This window comes from Methylobacterium carpenticola (assembly GCF_042748905.1).
GTDB lineage: Bacteria > Pseudomonadota > Alphaproteobacteria > Rhizobiales > Beijerinckiaceae > Methylobacterium > Methylobacterium carpenticola.
This window is the reverse complement of record NZ_JBHZEO010000001.1, coordinates 1,742,266-1,758,799: the sequence shown is the minus strand read 5'-3', so window position 1 is coordinate 1,758,799 and position 16,534 is coordinate 1,742,266. Positions and strand designations below refer to the sequence as shown.

General features: G+C 74.4%; 13 protein-coding genes. 9 read left to right on the top strand and 4 right to left on the bottom strand.

Annotation, left to right across the window (positions count from 1 at the left end; translation table 11 throughout):
* Positions 1 to 5: 5 nt before the first annotated feature.
* The 4 genes from ACE101_RS08470 to ACE101_RS08455 all read right to left on the bottom strand — a co-directional run bounded on the left by ACE101_RS08470 (position 6) and on the right by ACE101_RS08455 (position 4,629).
* Positions 6 to 1,340, bottom strand: coding sequence for a BCD family MFS transporter (locus ACE101_RS08470; protein WP_379127893.1), 1,335 nt, complete (start codon positions 1,338 to 1,340; stop codon positions 6 to 8).
* Complete coding sequence (gene chlG / locus ACE101_RS08465; RefSeq protein WP_379127890.1) at positions 1,337 to 2,227, bottom strand: chlorophyll synthase ChlG; 891 nt, start codon at positions 2,225 to 2,227, stop codon at positions 1,337 to 1,339. The genes ACE101_RS08470 and chlG overlap by 4 nt, the downstream gene beginning before the upstream one ends.
* Before the next feature lie 133 nt (positions 2,228 to 2,360).
* A complete protein-coding gene (gene ppsR / locus ACE101_RS08460; protein ID WP_379127887.1) occupies positions 2,361 to 3,776 on the bottom strand; it encodes a transcriptional regulator PpsR in 1,416 nt (471 codons plus the stop codon).
* Between the two features lie 79 nt (positions 3,777 to 3,855).
* On the bottom strand, positions 3,856 to 4,629 hold the full coding sequence (locus ACE101_RS08455; protein WP_379127885.1) for a cobalamin B12-binding domain-containing protein: 774 nt from the start codon (positions 4,627 to 4,629) through the stop codon (positions 3,856 to 3,858).
* Between the two features lie 370 nt (positions 4,630 to 4,999).
* On the opposite strand from ACE101_RS08455, the gene bchF reads away from it, so the two are divergent.
* From bchF to puhB, 9 genes are all read left to right on the top strand, one after another.
* On the top strand, positions 5,000 to 5,500 hold the full coding sequence (gene bchF, locus ACE101_RS08450) for a 2-vinyl bacteriochlorophyllide hydratase (RefSeq protein WP_379127883.1): 501 nt from the start codon (positions 5,000 to 5,002) through the stop codon (positions 5,498 to 5,500).
* Positions 5,497 to 6,759 (top strand): ferredoxin:protochlorophyllide reductase (ATP-dependent) subunit N, encoded by a 1,263-nt coding sequence (locus ACE101_RS08445; protein ID WP_379127881.1) that lies wholly within the window; start codon positions 5,497 to 5,499, stop codon positions 6,757 to 6,759. The genes bchF and ACE101_RS08445 overlap by 4 nt, the downstream gene beginning before the upstream one ends.
* Positions 6,760 to 6,763: 4 nt before the next feature.
* On the top strand, positions 6,764 to 8,284 hold the full coding sequence (gene bchB / locus ACE101_RS08440) for a ferredoxin:protochlorophyllide reductase (ATP-dependent) subunit B (protein WP_379127878.1): 1,521 nt from the start codon (positions 6,764 to 6,766) through the stop codon (positions 8,282 to 8,284).
* The gene (locus ACE101_RS08435; protein WP_379127875.1) at positions 8,259 to 11,978 is read left to right on the top strand and encodes a magnesium chelatase subunit H; all 3,720 of its coding nucleotides are present in this window, start codon (positions 8,259 to 8,261) and stop codon (positions 11,976 to 11,978) included. Before bchB ends, ACE101_RS08435 begins: the two co-directional genes overlap by 26 nt.
* Positions 11,975 to 12,883 (top strand): ferredoxin:protochlorophyllide reductase (ATP-dependent) iron-sulfur ATP-binding protein, encoded by a 909-nt coding sequence (bchL, locus tag ACE101_RS08430; protein WP_379127872.1) that lies wholly within the window; start codon positions 11,975 to 11,977, stop codon positions 12,881 to 12,883. Before ACE101_RS08435 ends, bchL begins: the two co-directional genes overlap by 4 nt.
* Positions 12,883 to 13,584, top strand: coding sequence for a magnesium protoporphyrin IX methyltransferase (gene bchM, locus ACE101_RS08425; protein WP_379127870.1), 702 nt, complete (start codon positions 12,883 to 12,885; stop codon positions 13,582 to 13,584). The genes bchL and bchM overlap by 1 nt, the downstream gene beginning before the upstream one ends.
* Complete coding sequence (locus ACE101_RS08420; RefSeq protein WP_379127867.1) at positions 13,581 to 14,993, top strand: BCD family MFS transporter; 1,413 nt, start codon at positions 13,581 to 13,583, stop codon at positions 14,991 to 14,993. Before bchM ends, ACE101_RS08420 begins: the two co-directional genes overlap by 4 nt.
* A 100-nt stretch (positions 14,994 to 15,093) precedes the next feature.
* The gene (gene puhA, locus ACE101_RS08415; RefSeq protein WP_379127864.1) at positions 15,094 to 15,879 is read left to right on the top strand and encodes a photosynthetic reaction center subunit H; all 786 of its coding nucleotides are present in this window, start codon (positions 15,094 to 15,096) and stop codon (positions 15,877 to 15,879) included.
* Positions 15,876 to 16,505 carry a photosynthetic complex putative assembly protein PuhB gene (gene puhB, locus ACE101_RS08410; protein ID WP_379127862.1) on the top strand — a complete coding sequence of 210 codons (630 nt, stop codon included), beginning with the start codon at positions 15,876 to 15,878 and terminating at the stop codon, positions 16,503 to 16,505. Before puhA ends, puhB begins: the two co-directional genes overlap by 4 nt.
* Positions 16,506 to 16,534 lie beyond the last annotated feature (29 nt).

Genomic DNA, 16,534 nt, shown 5'->3' with positions numbered 1-16,534 from the left:
GGGGCCTACAAGGCGGGCCTCATCGACAGGCGGCCGAGGGGCTCCCCGCGTTCCGGCGTCCCGATCCGCAGCGCCAGCCCCGCGGCGAGCAGGAACAGCACGGCCTCGGCGAGGAACACCGTCACGTAGGCGGGCACCACGGCGCCGAGGGCGAGGCGGGCGAGATCGACGCTCGCGGCCCCGAGGAAGCCGCCGAGCCCGAAGGCGACGCCCTGGGCGGCGCCCCAGACGCCCATCCGCGTGCCGTGGCGGCTCTCGCCGTCCGGCGCTCCGCCGGTTCCGGCGAGCGCCATCATCGAGCCGATGGCCGAGACCGCGAAGATGCCGTTGAACAGGCCGAGCGCGGCGATGCAGGCCCGCAGCGGCATGCCGGAGCCGCCGAGGCCGCAGGCCGCGATTCCCGCCAGCGCCGCGGCCGAGCCGGCACAGCCGGCCACCGTCCAGGCCCGCAGGGAGCCGAGCCGTGAGCCCCGGGCCGCCTGGGTCACCAGGGCGACGAGGACCATCCCGGCGAGCACGCCGCCGTTCTGGAGTCCGGCGAGCTTGGTCGTGGCCCCCGGCGTCATCGCGAAGACGAGGCCCGCGAACGGTTCGAGGATCAGCTCCTGGGCGCTGTAGGCGAGCATCGCCAGGAAGACGAAGACCGTGAAGCGGCGCGCCGCCGGCTCGGCCCAGACCTCGGCCAGCACGCGGCCGAAGGGCCGGCGGGGAGCGTCCGGGCCGGCGGCGACCACCCGCGGCGGCTCGACCCCTCGGATCGCGGCGAACGCCAGCCCGAAGGCGATCAGCGACACCCCGCCCGAGACCGCGACGAGCCGCGCGCCCGAGAACGGATCGAGCCAATGCCCCGCCAGCGGCGCCGTGACGGCGAAGCCGGCGATCATCATGATCCAGACGATGGTCGCGGCCGCCCCCCGGCGCCGGGGCGCGACCCCGGTGGAGAGGAGCACGAGCAGCGAGGTGCCGGCGGCGCCGACCCCGATGCCGACGCACAGGAAGGCGAGGATCGCGAGCGCGAAGCCCGGGACCGGATGGGTCGCGACGAGGGCCGTGCCGAGCGCCGCGCCGACCCCGCCGAGGGCGAGCAGGGCCATGCCGCCGACGATCCAGGGCGTGCGGCGTCCGCCCACGTCCGAGCCGTACCCCCAGCGCGGCCGCAGCACCTGCACGGCGTAGTGCAGGGCCACGAGGGCGCCCGGCACCGCGGCCGGCAGGGCGAGTTCCACCACCATCACCCGGTTGAGGGTCGAGGTCATCAGCACGACGACGGCGCCGAGCGCGGTCTGCACGAGGCCGAGGCGCAGGATGGCGCCCCAGCCGAAGGCGGCGGGCGCGCTCATGCCCCGCCTCCCCGCAGCGCGACGGCGGCGGCGAGCATGCCGAGGACGTAGAGAAGCGTGCCGGTGCCGTTGTACCACGCGGCCCGCCCGCGCGGATCGGCGAGGAAGCGGCGCATCAGCAGGCCCTGGCCCGCGAGCAGGAGCGCGACGAGGCCGGCATGCCAGGGACGGCCCCAGGCGAGGAGCGCCGCCGCGACCGCGGCCTGCGGCAGGCCCATGACGAGGCAGGCGAGGCGGGCCGCCGACGCGGTGCCGAGCTGCACGGGCAGCGAGCGGATGCCCATGCGCCGGTCTCCCTCCACCGACTTGAAGTCGTTGAGGGTCATGATGCCGTGGGCGCCGAGGCTGTAGAGCAGGGCGAGCAGGATCACCCGCGCGTCCGGCAGGGCGGCGGCCATCACGGCGGCGCCCGTGAACCAGGGCAGCCCCTCGTAGCAGAGCCCGACCGCGGTGTTGCCCCACCAGCCGTTCCGCTTCAGCCGCAGGGGCGGGGCGCTGTAGATCCAGGCGAGGACCAGCCCGACCAGGGCCGCGCCGAGGATCCAGGGCCCCAGCAGGGCGGCGACCGCCAGGGAGACGAGCGTCCAGCCCGCGGCCACGTAGAGCCCCCAGCGGCCCGGGATGCGGCCGGAAGGGATCGGCCGCTGCGGCTCGTTGATGGCGTCGACGTGCCGGTCGAACCAGTCGTTCACCGCCTGGCTCGTGGCGCAGACCAGGGGGCCGGCGAGCAGGATCCCGGCGAGCGCCAGCGGCCAGCGCCCCTGAAGGCCGACGCCCGAGGACACTACCCCGCAGGCGAAGGCCCACATCGGCGCGAACCACGTGATCGGCTTGAGCAGTTCCAGGAGCGCGCGGGGCGCGGGAACCGCCAGGGGCGTCGTCGTCATGCCAGGAGGGTGGGACGCGCCGTTCCGAGTGTCAAGTAAACTTTACACGTGGGGTGGATGAGGGCGAGATCCGCTCACGCATTCGTCCGCGTCCGCCTGCGTCAGCGCCGCGAGAGCGGGGCGCGGGATCCCGTCAGGTCTCCCCGCCCTCGGCCTCCTCCGTGCCGTCGAGGTCGCCGAGCCCGTAGCGGCGCAGCTTGGCGTAGAAGCCCTGGCGGCTGAGGCCCAGCATCTCGGCCGCGGAGGCGCGGTTGTCGTTGGTGATGCGCAGCGCCGCCTCGATGCAGAGGCGCTCGATCAGGTCGGTGGTCTCGCGCACCAGGGCCTTCATCGAGACCCGCCCGACGAGTTCGGTCATGTGCTCGACGGAGCGCGGCAGCTCGCGCCCGCCCGGTGCGGCGGTGGCGACCCGCCGGGGCAGGCTGCGGAGGGTGAAGCCGAAGCAGGGCTTCTCGCCGCCCGGCACCGAGACCGCCGCGACCTCCACCTCCTCCACCGCCCCGAACTCGCCGCGCATCACGGTGGCGAAGTGGCGGACCGAGCCGTGCTCCACCAGGGTGCCGAACAGGGCGCCGAGATCGGTGCCCTCGCGGCCGAGCCAGCGGTCGAGGGTCTCGCCCTTCGCCTGGTGCTCGGTGGCGAGCTGCGCGAGGTCGAGGAAGGCGGCGTTGACGCCGATGATGCGCCGGTCGCGGTCGGTGACGACGAAGCCCTCGGGCATGGCCTCGATCACGTCGAGGGCGCCGGAGCGGGCCGCCGCCGGGCTCGCCGCCGCGGGGGCGAGGGGGGAGAGGCGCACGAGGATGTTCGTGCCCGCATCCTCCCGGAACAGGGCGACGGCGAGGCGCGCCTCGCCGCGGCGATGGGCGAGTCGGGCCGTGAGATCCTCCGCCTGCCCGGTCAGGCGCAGCCCGACGACGAGCGCCTGCACGGCGCGCGCGGCCTCGGGCTCGAACAGGTCGACGAGGTCGCGCCCGACGATGCGCTTGGCCGCACGGCCGAGAAGCCGGGCCGCGGCCGGGTTGATCTCGCTGATGCGCCGGGTCGCCGCGTCGACGATCAGCACCGATTCGCCCGCGAGCTGGAACAGCACCCGGTAGCGGGTCTCGGCGCTGCGCAGGCGCGCGTAGTCGCGCTCCAGGGCCTGCTGCGATTCCGCGAGGCGCTGCTGCAGGGCCGCCAGCGCGCGCAGGTCGCGCCCGATCACGATGATCCGGCCGTCGTCGGGGATGCGCAGGGCCGAGTAGCGGATCGGCACGTCGGCGCCGCCGTTGGCCGAGGGATGGTTCACCTGCCGCCAGCGGGTCACCGCCCCGGGTGTCGCATCTTCGAGGAGGCTCGCGATCTTCGGACGGCTCTCCACCGTGACCGTGTCGATCCAGGGCCGCCCGAGCCAGCGCTCGCCGGCTTCCGCGGCCAGCCCCTCCGCGCCGAAGGCGGCGTCGCGGATCACGCCGTCGCCGTCCACCACCAGCGAGACGTCGCTCGCCGCGGCGAGGAGGGCGCCCGTCGTCCGGGGGTCGAGGCGGGAGACGGCGTCTCGAAGCACCGCGAAAGATTCCTTCGCAGCAGGGCTCAGGGGTCTGTTCAAGGGTCACCACTGCACGTCGACCGCACCGAACAGAACTTCAGCAGGCTCTAACCCGCAGATCAAGCAAGCTTTGTGCGATATCCGGCGTGGCGCGGGCGTCCATCACCGCGGCATCGGCGCCGACGCAGCGCACCCGGTCGGGCCGGTCGAGGAAGGCGGGGCCGCCGACGAGGATGCCGAGATCCCGGTTGCGGGAGGCGCGCCGCATCACCGGGACGGCCTCGACCAACCCGTCGAGATAGACGTTGCAGGACAGGGACAGGCCGACGACGTCGAACCACTCGGCTCGCAGGCGCCCCAGCGCCTCGGAGAGGGGACCGTCGAGGCTCGTCACCACGTCCCAGCCCGCCTCCGACAGGAAGTGGGCCGCGAGCGTCAGCCCGAAGGTGTGGGTCTCGCCGGGCGCCGGCATCAGCAGGATGCGGCGGCTCGCCGGATCGACCGGCCGCGCATCGAGGCAGAGCATCTCGAGGTCGTGGACGATGCGGCGCAGGCGCGCCATCGCCACCGTCACCTGAACGAAGTCGCACTCGTCCTCCTCCCACAGGCGGCCGATGTGCCGGGCGGTCGGGGCGAGGACCTCGATCAGCAGGGATTCCAGGCTCAGCCCGCCATCGAGCAGGCCGCGGATCTCCGCCATCGAGTCGCCGTCCCCCAATGCGAGCATCAGGTCGCTGAGGCGGGCGATGTCCTCGGCCCGGGGGTGGCGGGTGGGCAGCCGGCGCGGCGGGGGCCCGGCGCGATGGGCGAGCATCAGGCGGGGGATGATCTCCGCCTCGACCACCTTCGCGAGATCGTCCCGCCACCGCACGCGCCGGCCGATCTCGCAGGCGCCGCGGGCGGACTCCCGCGGCGCGGATACGCTGCCGGGCAAGACGCTGGGTTGCGCTTGATCTCCCATCAGCACCTCCCCGATGCGCAGGAAGTTCGGATTTGCTTGCGCTTACAGCAACATCTTCTGAATTGGGACCGCCCTCGTGGGACGACGCGGCCCGAATTCTAGCCAAGATACCCATCTGGCGCGTTGCCGCAAGTCACAATCGTATCGTCATCCCCTGAATGTCATCCTGAGTTGGTGTCAACATGAGTTGACACTCGCGCGCCGCTGGTCCTAGGCTGACCCCAACGACACCCTGCGGCCACCGCGGGGCGCAGGGCGGAAACCAGGCGGGGCGGACGCGATGGCGAAGTCCACGGATCGGCCGGTTCTGTACAGCGAGGCCGAGCGGCGGCGCCGGGACGCCTCGCCCTGGACCCTCGTGCAGGGGATCCTGGCCCCCATCCAGTTCGCGATCTTCCTCGTCAGCCTCGGGCTGGTCCTGCGCACCCTCGCGACGGGCGAGGGGGCGGCGCTGGCGAACGCGTCGGTGGTGGCCAAGACCATCGCCCTCTACGCGATCATGGTCACCGGCTCCCTGTGGGAGAAGGACGTCTTCGGCCGCTACCTGTTCGCCCCCGCCTTCGCGCGGGAGGATGCGGTCAGCATGGTGGTGCTGGCCCTGCACACGGCCTATCTGGCGGCCCTGGCGACGGGGGCGCTGGGCACCGCCGCCCTGATGCTGCTCGCGCTCGCGGCCTACGCGGCCTACCTCGTCAACGCCGCGCAGTTCCTCCTCAAGCTGCGGGCCGCCCGGGCGGAGAGGCCGAGCGGCTCCGCAGGCCTCGTCGGGGCGGCCCGATGAGCGCGCTCGCCGCCCCCGTCCCCTGCGGGCCGGTCCTGCGCCAGGAGCGCGGCCAGCGGGCGGTGTTCTGCGGACTCACCGGGATCGTCTGGCTGCACCGCAAGATCCGGGACGCCTTCTTCCTCGTGGTCGGCTCGCGCACCTGCGCGCATCTGGTCCAGTCGGCGGCCGGCGTGATGATCTTCGCCGAGCCGCGCTTCGCCACGGCGATCATCGAGGAGCGCGACCTCGCGGGCCTCGCCGACGCGCATGAGGAACTCGACCGCGTGGTGCGGCGGCTGCTGGAGCGCCGGCCGGACATCCGGCTCCTGTTCCTCGTCGGCTCCTGCCCGTCCGAGGTGATCAAGCTCGATCTCGGGCGGGCGGCCGCCCGCCTGTCGGCGGACCTCGCCCCCGGAGTGCGCGTGCTGAGCTACTCGGGCAGCGGCATCGAGACGACCTTCACGGAGGGCGAGGATGCCTGCCTCGCCGCCCTGGTGCCGGAGCTGCCGCGGGACGAGGCCGCCTCGCTCCTCGTCGTCGGGGCCCTCGCCGACGTGGTGGAGGACCAGTTCGCGCGGCTCTTCGCCGATCTCGGCATCGGGCCGGTGCGGTTCCTGCCGGGCCGGCGGGCGGCGGAGCAGGCGCCGGTCGGCCCGCGGACCCGCTACCTCCTCGCCCAGCCCTTCCTGGCCGGGACCGCCCGCGCCCTCGACGAGCGCGGCGCCCGGCGCATCCCCGCGCCCTTCCCGCTCGGGGCGGAGGGGACGACGCTCTGGCTCGACGCCGCCGCCCGCGCCTTCGGCGTGCCCGCGGCGCGCAGCGCGTCCGTCACCGCTCCGGCCCGCGCCCGGGCCGGCCGGGCCCTCGCGGCCCATCGCGAGCGCTTCGCCGGCCGGCGGGTGTTCGTCTTCCCCGATTCGCAGCTCGAAGTGCCGCTCGCCCGCTTCCTGTCGCGGGAGCTGGGCGCGGCGCTGATCGAGGTCGGCACGCCCTATCTCCACCGGGCCCACCTCGCCGAGGATCTCGCCCTGCTGCCGGACGGCGTCGCGGTGACGGAGGGGCAGAGCCTCGACGACCAGCTCGACCGCTGCCGGGCGGCGCGGCCCGACCTCACCATCTGCGGGCTCGGCCTCGCCAATCCGCTCGAGGCGGAGGCGCTCGCCACCAAATGGTCCATCGAGCTGATCTTCACGCCGATCCAGGGCTACGAGCAGGCCGGCGACCTCGCCGCCCTGTTCACCCGCCCCCTCGTGCGGCGCGCGCGGCTGGAGGTCTGAGGCGATGCAGCTCACGCTCTGGACCTACGAGGGACCGCCCCATATCGGCGCGATGCGCATCGCCGCATCGATGCAGGGCCTGCACTACGTGCTGCACGCCCCCCAGGGCGACACCTACGCCGATCTGCTCTTCACCATGATCGAGCGGCGCGACACGCGCCCGCCGGTGACCTACACGACCTTCCAGGCCCGCGACCTCGGCGCGGACACCGCCGCGCTCTTCAAGGAGGCGGTCGCCGCCGCCCATGCGCGCTTCCGCCCGCAGGCGATGATCGTGGGCGCCTCCTGCACCGCCGAACTCCTCCAGGACGATCCGGCCGGGCTCTCCCGCGCCCTCGGCCTGCCGATCCCGGTGATCCCGCTCGAACTCCCGGCCTACCAGAAGAAGGAGAACTGGGGGGCGTCCGAGACCTTCTACCGGCTGGTGCGGGCGCTCGCCGGCCCGCCCGCGCCGCGTCCGGCCGAGGCCGCCCGCTGCAACATCCTCGGGCCGACCGCGCTCGGCTTCCGCCACCGCGACGACCTGCGCGAGGTGCGCGGCCTGCTCGACCGGCTGGGCATCGCCGTGAACGTGGTGGCGCCCCTCGGCGCCGCGCCCGCGGATCTCGGGCGGCTGGGGCAGGCCGCCTTCAACGTCGTGCTCTACCCGGAGGTGGCGCGCACCGCCGCGCAGTGGCTGGAGCGCACGCACCGCCAGCCCTTCGTCGAGATCGCGCCCATCGGCGTGCGGGCGACCGTCGCCTTCGTGGAGGCGGTGGCGGCGCTCGCCGGCGTCGATCCGGCCCCGGTCCTGGCCGCGGAAGGCTCGCGCCTGCCCTGGTATTCGCGCTCGGTGGATTCGACCTACCTCACCGGCAAGCGCGTCTTCGTCTTCGGCGACGCGACCCATGCGGTGGCGGCGGCCCGGGTCGCCACGGCCGAGATCGGCTTCACCCTCGCCGGGCTCGGCACCTATTCGCGCGAATCCGCCCGCGAGGTGCGCGCCGCCGCGGAGGGGCACGGGATCGAGGCCCTGATCACCGACGACACCCTGGCGGTCGAGGCCGCGATCACGGCGGCCCAGCCGGACCTCGTGCTCGGCACCCAGATGGAGCGCCACGTCGCCAAGCGCCTCGGCATCCCCTGCGCGGTGATCTCGGCGCCGATGCACGTGCAGGACGTGCCGGCCCGCCACGCGCCGCAGATGGGCTTCGAGGGCGCCAACGTCCTGTTCGACACCTTCGTCCACCCGCTGATGATGGGCCTGGAGGAGCACCTGCTCGCGATGTTCCGGGACGATCCGGAATTCCACGACGGGGCGGCCCCCTCGCATCTCGGCGGCGGGCCGCGGGCGGCTCCCGCGCCCGTGCCCCCGCCCGCGGAGGCGGCGCTCTGGTCCGCGGAGGCCGAGCGCGAACTCCGCAAGGTGCCGTTCTTCGTGCGGGCCAAGGCCCGCAGCAACACCGAGCGCTTCGCCCGCGAGCGGGCGCTGGCACACATCACCGTCGAGACCCTGTACGATGCCAAAGCGCATTTCAGCCGGTGAGGCGGCGGCCGCGCTGCCGGAGCTGCGCGTCGTCATCGTCACCCTCGACAACCACCTCGCCGGGGCGGTCGAGCGGGCGCGCCGGACGTTGGCCCGCACGGCGCCCGGCCTCGTGCTCGGCTTCCATGCGGCGGCCGAGTGGGAGGGCGACCCTGAAGCGCGGGAGGCCTGCCTCGCCGAGATCGGCCGGGCCGACATCGTGCTCTCGGCCATGCTGTTCATGGACGAGCACGTGCGCGCGGTGCTGCCGGCGCTCCTCGCGCGCCGCCCGCATTGCGACGCGATGATCGGCTGCCTCTCGGCGGCCGAGGTGGTGCGCACCACCCGGATGAACCGCTTCTCCATGGACGGCACGCAGCGCGGCGCCCTCGACATCCTCAAGCGCCTGCGCGGCCGCGGCGGACCGCAGGGCAGCGGCGCGCGCCAGATGGCGCTGATCCGCCAGATCCCCCGCATCCTGCGCTTCATCCCGGGCTCGGCCCAGGACGTGCGGGCCTATTTCCTCACCCTGCAATACTGGCTCGCGGGCTCGGAGGAGAACGTCGTCAACCTCGTTCACTTCCTCGCCGCCCGCTACGCGGCGGGCCCCCGGGCGGCCTGGCGCGGGCGCCTGACCGCCGCCGAGCCGCTCGCCTATCCGGAGACCGGCCTCTACCATCCGGGCCTCGCCGGGCGCGTCGGCGAGCGGGCCGAGCGCCTGCCCGCGCCCGCGGGAGCGCGCGGGCGGATCGGCCTCCTCTTGATGCGCTCCTACGTGCTCGCGGGGAACACCGCGCATTACGACGGCGTGATCGCGGCCCTCGAAGCGCGGGGGCTGGCGGTGGTGCCGGCCTTCGCGAGCGGGCTCGACAACCGCCCGGCGGTGGAGCGCTACTTCCTGCGCGACGGCCGCCCGGCGATCGACGCCCTCGTCTCCCTCACCGGCTTCTCCCTCGTCGGAGGCCCGGCCTACAACGACGCCGCCGCGGCCGCGGCCCTGCTGGCGCGCCTCGACGTGCCCTACCTCGCCGCGCAGGCGGTGGAGTTCCAGACCCTGGAGCAGTGGGAGGCCTCCGACCGCGGCCTGTCGCCGGTCGAGGCGACCATGATGGTGGCGATCCCCGAACTCGACGGGGCCACCGCCCCGATGGTGTTCGGCGGGCGCTCCGGCCGGCCGGGCGCGGAGACGGCCCGCGACATGATCGTGCAGCCCGAGCGCGCCGCCCGCCTCGCCGAGCGGGTGGAGCGCCTCGTGCGGCTGCGCGAGCGCCCCCGGGCGGAGCGGCGGATCGCCGTGGTGCTGTTCAACTTCCCCCCGAATGCGGGGGCGACCGGCACCGCCGCCTTCCTGTCGGTGTGGGAATCGCTCCAGCGCGTGCTCGCGGGTTTGGCGGCCGACGGCTACTCCGTCGAGGTGCCGGAGAGCGCCGAGGCCCTGCGCCGCCGCGTGCTCGAGGGCAACGCCGCCCGCTTCGGCACGCCGGCCAACGTCGTCCACCGCATCCCGGCGGAGGAGCACGTGCGGCGCGAGCCCCACCTCGCCGAGATCGAGGCGCAATGGGGGCCGGCGCCGGGGCGCCAGCAGAGCGACGGCTCCGCCCTCCTCATGCTCGGCGCCCGCTTCGGCAACGTCCTCGTCGGGATCCAGCCCGCCTTCGGCTACGAGGGCGACCCGATGCGGCTGCTGTTCGAGACGGGCTTCGCGCCGACCCACGCCTTCTCGGCCTTCTACCGCTACCTGCGCGAGGATTTCGGCGCGGACGCGGTGCTGCATTTCGGCACCCACGGCGCCCTCGAATTCATGCCCGGCAAGCAGACCGGGCTCTCCGCCGCCTGCTGGCCCGAGCGGCTGATCGGCGGGTTGCCGAACATCTACCTCTACGCCGCCAACAACCCCTCGGAGGGGGCTCTCGCCAAGCGCCGCGCCGCCGCGACGCTCGTGAGCTATCTCACCCCCAGCCTCGCCCAGGCCGGGCTCTATCGCGGGCTCGTCGACCTCAAGGCCTCGGTCGAGCGCTGGCGCGCCCTGCCGCCGGAGGACGAGGCCGAGCGCGGCCGGCTCGGCGCCCTGATCCGCGTGCAGGCCGAGGCCCTCGACCTCGTCCCGGCCGGGACGGAATGGGGGGAGGACGCGGAGGCCGCCATCGCCGGCCTCGCGGCGGGGCTCGTCGAACTCGAACACACGCTGATCCCGCACGGCCTGCACGTGGTGGGGGAGGGGACCCCGGCGCCCGAGCGCGCCGACCTCCTCCTCGCCCTCGCCGAGGCGGCGCATGGGCTGAAGCCCGCGCGGGAGGGCATCGCGCGGCTGGTCGCGGGCGCGTCCCCCGAGGAGGCGATCGCCGCCGCGGGCCTTCCCGCCGACGCCGCGAGCCGCGCCGCCTTCCGGGCGCTCGCCGAGACGGACCGGCTCCTCGCCGAGGACCACGAGATCCCCGCGCTGCTGCGCGCCCTCGACGGGCGCTTCATCCCGCCCGTGGCCGGGGGCGACGTGCTGCGCACGCCCGCGCTCCTGCCCACCGGCCGCAACCTGCACGGCTTCGACCCCTACCGGATCCCGAGCGCCTTCGCTCTCGCGGACGGCCGCGCGCAGGTGGAGCGGCTGCTCGCCCGCCACGCGGCCGACGGCGCCCCCCTGCCGGAGAGCGTCGCGCTGGTGCTGTGGGGCAGCGACACCCTCAAGAGCGAGGGGGCCCCGGTGGCGCAGGCCCTCGCCCTGATGGGCGCGGTCCCGCGCTTCGACGGGTTCGGCCGGCTCTGCGGCGCGGCGCTGATCCCGCTCGCGGACCTCGCGCGGCCGCGCATCGACGTGGTGGCCACCCTCTCGGGGATCTTCCGGGACCTGCTGCCGCTCCAGACGGGCCTGATCGCCGAGGCCGCCTACCTCGCGGCCAGCGCCGACGAGCCGCCGGAGCGCAACTTCGTGCGCAAGCACGCCCTCGCCCTCCAGGCCGCGCAGGGCATCGATCTCGAGACGGCGTCCCTGCGCGTCTTCAGCAACGCCGAAGGGGCCTACGGGGCGAATCTCAATCACCTCGTCGAGAGCGGGCGCTGGGAGGACGAGGCCGACCTCTGCGAGACCTTCGCGCGGCGCAAGAGCTTCGCCTATGGCCGCAACGGCCGGCCGCAGCCGCGGCGCGCCCTGATGCAGGCGGTGCTGGCCGGCGTCGACCTCGCCTACCAGAACCTCGATTCGGTGGAGGTCGGCGTCACCAGCGTCGACCACTACTTCGACGGGCTCGGCGGCATGGCCCGCGCGGTGGCCCGCGCCCGGGGCGGGTCGGTCCCGGTCTACATCAGCGACCAGACGAGGGGCGAGGGCCGGGTGCGCTCCCTCGCCGAGCAGGTGGCGCTGGAGACCCGCACCCGCATGCTCAATCCCAAATGGGTCGAGGGCATGCTCGGCCACGGCTCCGAGGGCGTGCGCCAGATCGACCAGCACCTCACCAACACGGTGGGCTGGTCGGCGACGACCGATCAGGTCGCCCCCTGGATCTACCAGCGCATCACCGAGACCTACGTGCTCGACGCCGCCATGCGCGAGCGCATGGCCGCCCTCAATCCCGCGGCCTCCGCCAAGGTCGCCCAGCGGCTGATCGAGGCGCACCAGCGCGGATTCTGGAACCCGGACCCCGAGACGCGGGCCGCCCTCGACCGGGCCGAGGAGGCCCTGGAGGACCGGCTCGAAGGCATCAGCGCAGAGGCCGCCGCATGACCATCGCGATCCGCAACCCCGTCGCAGCCAGGCCCGTGCCCGACGGGCGCCAGGACGGAAGCGTCCAAGTGGCCCTCGATCCGGACATCCGCATCGAGACCGCGAAGGTCTTCGCCGTCTACGGCAAGGGCGGGATCGGCAAGAGCACGACCTCCTCGAACCTCTCGGTCGCCTTCTCGAAGCTCGGCAAGCGCGTGCTCCAGATCGGCTGCGACCCCAAGCACGATTCGACCTTCACGCTGACCAAGCGCCTCGCGCCCACCGTCATCGATGCGCTGGAGGCGGTGCAGTTCCACGCGGAGGAGCTGCGCGTCGAGGATTTCGTGGTCGAGGGCTACAACGGCGTGCGCTGCGTCGAGGCGGGCGGACCGCCCGCCGGCACCGGCTGCGGCGGCTACGTCGTCGGCCAGACCGTGAAGCTCCTCAAGGAGCACCACCTGCTCGACGACACCGACGTGGTGATCTTCGACGTGCTCGGCGACGTGGTCTGCGGCGGGTTCGCCTCGCCGCTCCAGCACGCCGACCGGGCGCTGATCGTCGCGGCGAACGACTTCGACTCGATCTTCGCCATGAACCGCATCGTCGCGGCGATCCACGCCAAGGCGAAGAATTACGGCGTGCGCCTCGGCGGCGTCATCGCCAACCGCTCGGCGGCCACCGACGAGATCGACCGCTTCAACGCCGCCACCGGCCTCCGGCGCCTCGCCCATTTCCGCGACCTCGACGTGGTGCGCCGCTCGCGCCTCAAGAAGGCGACCCTGTTCGAGATGGAGCCCTCGCCCGAACTCGCCGCCGTGCAGGCCGAGTACCTGCACCTCGCCGAGGCGCTCTGGGCCGGGGTCGAGCCCCTCGACGCGCGGCCGATGAAGGACCGCGACCTGTTCGAATTCCTGGGATTCGACTGATGCCGAGCGCCACCTACGCCTCGCGCCGCAGCGAGCTCGAGACCTATTTCGACCGCACCGCCGTCGAGGCCTGGGCCCGCCTGACCTCCGACGCGCCCGTGAGCCGCATCCGCGCCACCGTCCGGGCGGGACGCGAGGCGATGCGGGCCGAGCTGCTCTCCTGGCTGCCGCAGGACCTGTCCGGGCGGCGCATCCTGGATGCGGGCTGCGGCACCGGCGCCTTCAGCCTGGAGGCGGCGCGGCGGGGGGCCGAGGTCGTCGCGGTCGACGTCTCGCCGACGCTGATCGGGCTCGCCCGTGCGCGGGCCGCGGATCCGGGGCTGCCCGGCCGCCTCGACTTCCGGGTCGGCGACATGCTCGACGCGGCGCTCGGCCGCTTCGACCACGTGGTGGCGATGGATTCGCTCATCCACTACCGCAGCGGCGACATCGTGCGGGCGCTGGCGCAGCTCGCCGCCCGCACCGACCGCTCGCTCCTGTTCACGGTCGCCCCGCGCACCCCGCTCCTGACGCTGATGCACGCGGTCGGCCGGCTGTTTCCCCGCGGCGACCGCGCGCCTGCGATCGAGCCGGTGGCCGAGGGGTCCTTGCGCCGCCGCATCGCCCGCGAGGCGGCGCTGGCGCCCCTCGCGGTCGCGCGGTCGCGCCGGATCGCCCGCGGCTTCTATCTCTCGCAGGCCCTGGAGCTCGCGCGCCGATGAGCGAGGCCGTCAGCCTCGTCCGGGCGCTCACGCGGCTCGGACCCCGCCTCCTTCCCTTCGCGGATGCCGCGAGCGCGGAGCTGCCGCTCGGCCGGCTGCTGCGCCTGTCCCTGTTCCAGGTGACGGTCGGGATGGCGGCGGTGCTGCTGATCGGCACGCTCAACCGGGTGATGATCGTCGAGTTGCGCGTGCCGGCCTGGATCGTCGCGGTGATGCTGTCGCTGCCGCTCCTCGCCGCGCCGTTCCGGGCCCTCGTCGGCTTCCGCTCGGACCGGCACCGCTCGGTCCTGGGCTGGCGGCGGGTGCCCTATCTGTGGTTCGGCACGCTGCTGCAGTTCGGCGGCTTCGCGATCATGCCCTTCGCCCTCCTGATCCTGTCGGGGGACACGACGGGCCCGGTCGCGATCGGGCAGGGCGCGGCGGCGCTCGCCTTCGTGCTGGTGGGGGCGGGCCTCCACACCACGCAGACGGTCGGCCTCGCGCTCGCCACCGACCTCGCGCCGGCCCATGCCCGGCCGAAGGTGGTGGCCCTGCTCTGCGCCATGCTGCTCCTCGGCATGATGGCGAGCGCGGTGGTGTTCGGTCTCGCGCTCGCGAACTTCTCCGCCATCCGGCTGATCCAGGTGATCCAGGGCGCCGCCCTCGCCACCCTGGTCCTCAACGGCGTGGCGCTCTGGAAGCAGGAGCCGCGCCGGCCCTCCGGCGCGTCCGTCCAGGATTCTGCCGACGGCTTCGGCCGGGCCTGGGCGGCCTACGCGGCGCAGCCCCGCGCCCGCCGGCGGCTCCTCGCCACCGGCCTCGGAACGGCGGGGTTCAGCATGCAGGACATCCTGCTCGAACCCTATGGCGGGCAGATCCTGCGCCTGCCGGTGGCGGCGACGACCGCGCTCACGGCGGTGCTCGCGGTCGGCGGGGGCGCCGGCCTCCTCGCCGCTGCGCGCTGGCTCAACCGCGGCGGAGACCCGTTCCGGGTCGCGGCGGCGGGCGCGGTGGTCGGCATCGCGGCCTTCTCGGCGGTGGTCTTCGCCGCCCCCCTCGGCTCCGGCGGCCTGTTCGCCGCCGGCGTCGCGCTGATCGGCGTCGGCGGCGGGCTCTTCGCCCACGGCACGCTCACCGCCTCCATGGCCGGGGCCGGCCCGCAGCAGGCGGGCCTCGCCCTCGGCGCCTGGGGCGCCGTCCAGGCGGGCGCGGCCGGCCTCGCCATCGCGGCGAGCGGCATCGTGCGGGATGCGGGCTCCGCGCTCGCCGTCGCGGGCCGCCTCGGCGAGGCGCTCAACGACGCCTCCACCGGCTACCTCGTCGTCTACCACATCGAGATCGCCCTGCTCTTCGCCACCCTGATCGCCATCGGGCCGCTGGTGCGGCGGCCCGATCTGCCCGCTCTCCCCGCCCGCCCGGTCCTCTCCTAGAGCGGCGGCGGTCGCGCGGCTCTAGGTGTTTGATTTTGCCGCATTGTCTTCGACGAACCGGGATCCGTTTCGTCGGACGATGCTCCTGAAGGAGGCCGCCATGCCCAAGGGTGCCATCACGAGCTACATCGACGTCGCCCAGCTGGTGCTCTACGCCTTCTGGATCTTCTTCGCCGGGCTGGTCTTCTACCTGCGCCGGGAGGACCGCCGGGAGGGCTATCCCCTCGAATCCGAGACCCGCGGCGGCCTCAAGGGATGGGACTGGCTGTTCCTGCCCACGCCCAAGGCCTTCGTGATGGCGGACGGCAAGACGGTCCTGGTGCCGCGTCCCGAGGAGGGGCCGAGCGGCCCGCTCAAGGCGGAGAAGCGCGAGATCTGGCCCGGCGCGCCCCTCGAGCCGACCTCCCGCACCGACGCGCGCCTCGGCGACGGCGTCGGCCCCGGATCCTGGGCCCGGCGCACCGACACGCCCGACCTCACCTGGGAGGGCAAGCACCGCATCGTGCCGATGCGGATCGCCACCGAGTTCGTGGTCTCGGACCGCGACCACGATCCGCGCGGCATGCGGGTGGTGGGCGCCGATCAGGCGGTCGCCGGCACGGTCACCGACATCTGGATCGACCGCGGCGAGTCGCTGCCCCGCTACTACGAGGTGGACCTCGCCGCCCGGCCCGGGACGAGCGTGCTGGTGCCGGTCGTGTTCGCGGACGTCCAGGGCAGCCACCGCACCGTGGCGGTCGAGGCGCTGCTCGCCCGGCAGTTCGCGGAGGTCCCGCCGCGGCGCGAGGCCGACAGCGTCACCATCCGGGAGGAGGACCGCATCGTGGCCTTCTACGGCGCCGGCACCCTCTACGCGACGCCCGCCCGCCAGGAGCCGCTGCTGTGACGCCCCCCCTCCTGCCGGGCCTGCCCGGCCCGCTGCCGCCCGGCGAGCGCCTGCTCTGGCAGGGGCGCCCGGCCCTGCTCGGGCTCGCCCGACGCGCCTTCCACGCCGACCTCGTGGCGGCCTATTTCGGCCTGCTCGGCCTCGGGGCGGCCCTCTCCGCCGGCCGGCCCGCGGCGGCGCTGCCGGTCCTGGGCGCCGGGGCGCTCGCCCTCGTCCTCCTCGTCGCCCTCGCCTGGGCCGCCCGCCGCACCACGGTCTACAGCCTCACCGACCGGCGCCTGATGCTGCGCATCGGCATCGCCCTGCCGGTGACCGTGAACCTGCCGCTGCGGGAGATCGAGGCCGCCTCCCTGCGCCGCTTCGGCGACGGCAGCGGCGACCTGCCGCTGCGCCTCACCGCCGGCACGCGGCTCGCCTACCTGCACCTGTGGCCGCATGTGCGCCCCTGGCGGCTCACGCGGCCGGAGCCGATGCTGCGCGCGCTGCCGCAGGCCGACGCGGTCGCGGGCCGGATCGCCGCGGCGCTCGCCGCCGCGCAGGGGCAGAGCGCCCCCGCTCTCGCGCCCGCCCCCGCGGCGGCGCGCCCGAGCCTGCCCGGCCGCCTCGCGGCGGCGGGCCAGAGCTGAAGAACCGGTTCGACCGCAAGCCACGCCAT

Bases quoted from the DNA above. Each gene is read 5' to 3' on its own strand.
- chlG (WP_379127890.1), bottom strand. From the start codon at position 2,227: ATGACGACGACGCCCCTGGCGGTTCCCGCGCCCCGCGCGCTCCTGGAA.
- ACE101_RS08420 (WP_379127867.1), top strand. From the start codon at position 13,581: ATGAGCGAGGCCGTCAGCCTCGTCCGGGCGCTCACGCGGCTCGGACCC.
- ACE101_RS08435 (WP_379127875.1), top strand. From the start codon at position 8,259: ATGCCAAAGCGCATTTCAGCCGGTGAGGCGGCGGCCGCGCTGCCGGAG.
- ACE101_RS08470 (WP_379127893.1), bottom strand. From the start codon at position 1,340: ATGAGCGCGCCCGCCGCCTTCGGCTGGGGCGCCATCCTGCGCCTCGGC.
- puhA (WP_379127864.1), top strand. From the start codon at position 15,094: ATGCCCAAGGGTGCCATCACGAGCTACATCGACGTCGCCCAGCTGGTG.
- bchB (WP_379127878.1), top strand. From the start codon at position 6,764: ATGCAGCTCACGCTCTGGACCTACGAGGGACCGCCCCATATCGGCGCG.
- bchM (WP_379127870.1), top strand. From the start codon at position 12,883: ATGCCGAGCGCCACCTACGCCTCGCGCCGCAGCGAGCTCGAGACCTAT.
- ACE101_RS08445 (WP_379127881.1), top strand. From the start codon at position 5,497: ATGAGCGCGCTCGCCGCCCCCGTCCCCTGCGGGCCGGTCCTGCGCCAG.
- bchL (WP_379127872.1), top strand. From the start codon at position 11,975: ATGACCATCGCGATCCGCAACCCCGTCGCAGCCAGGCCCGTGCCCGAC.
- bchF (WP_379127883.1), top strand. From the start codon at position 5,000: ATGGCGAAGTCCACGGATCGGCCGGTTCTGTACAGCGAGGCCGAGCGG.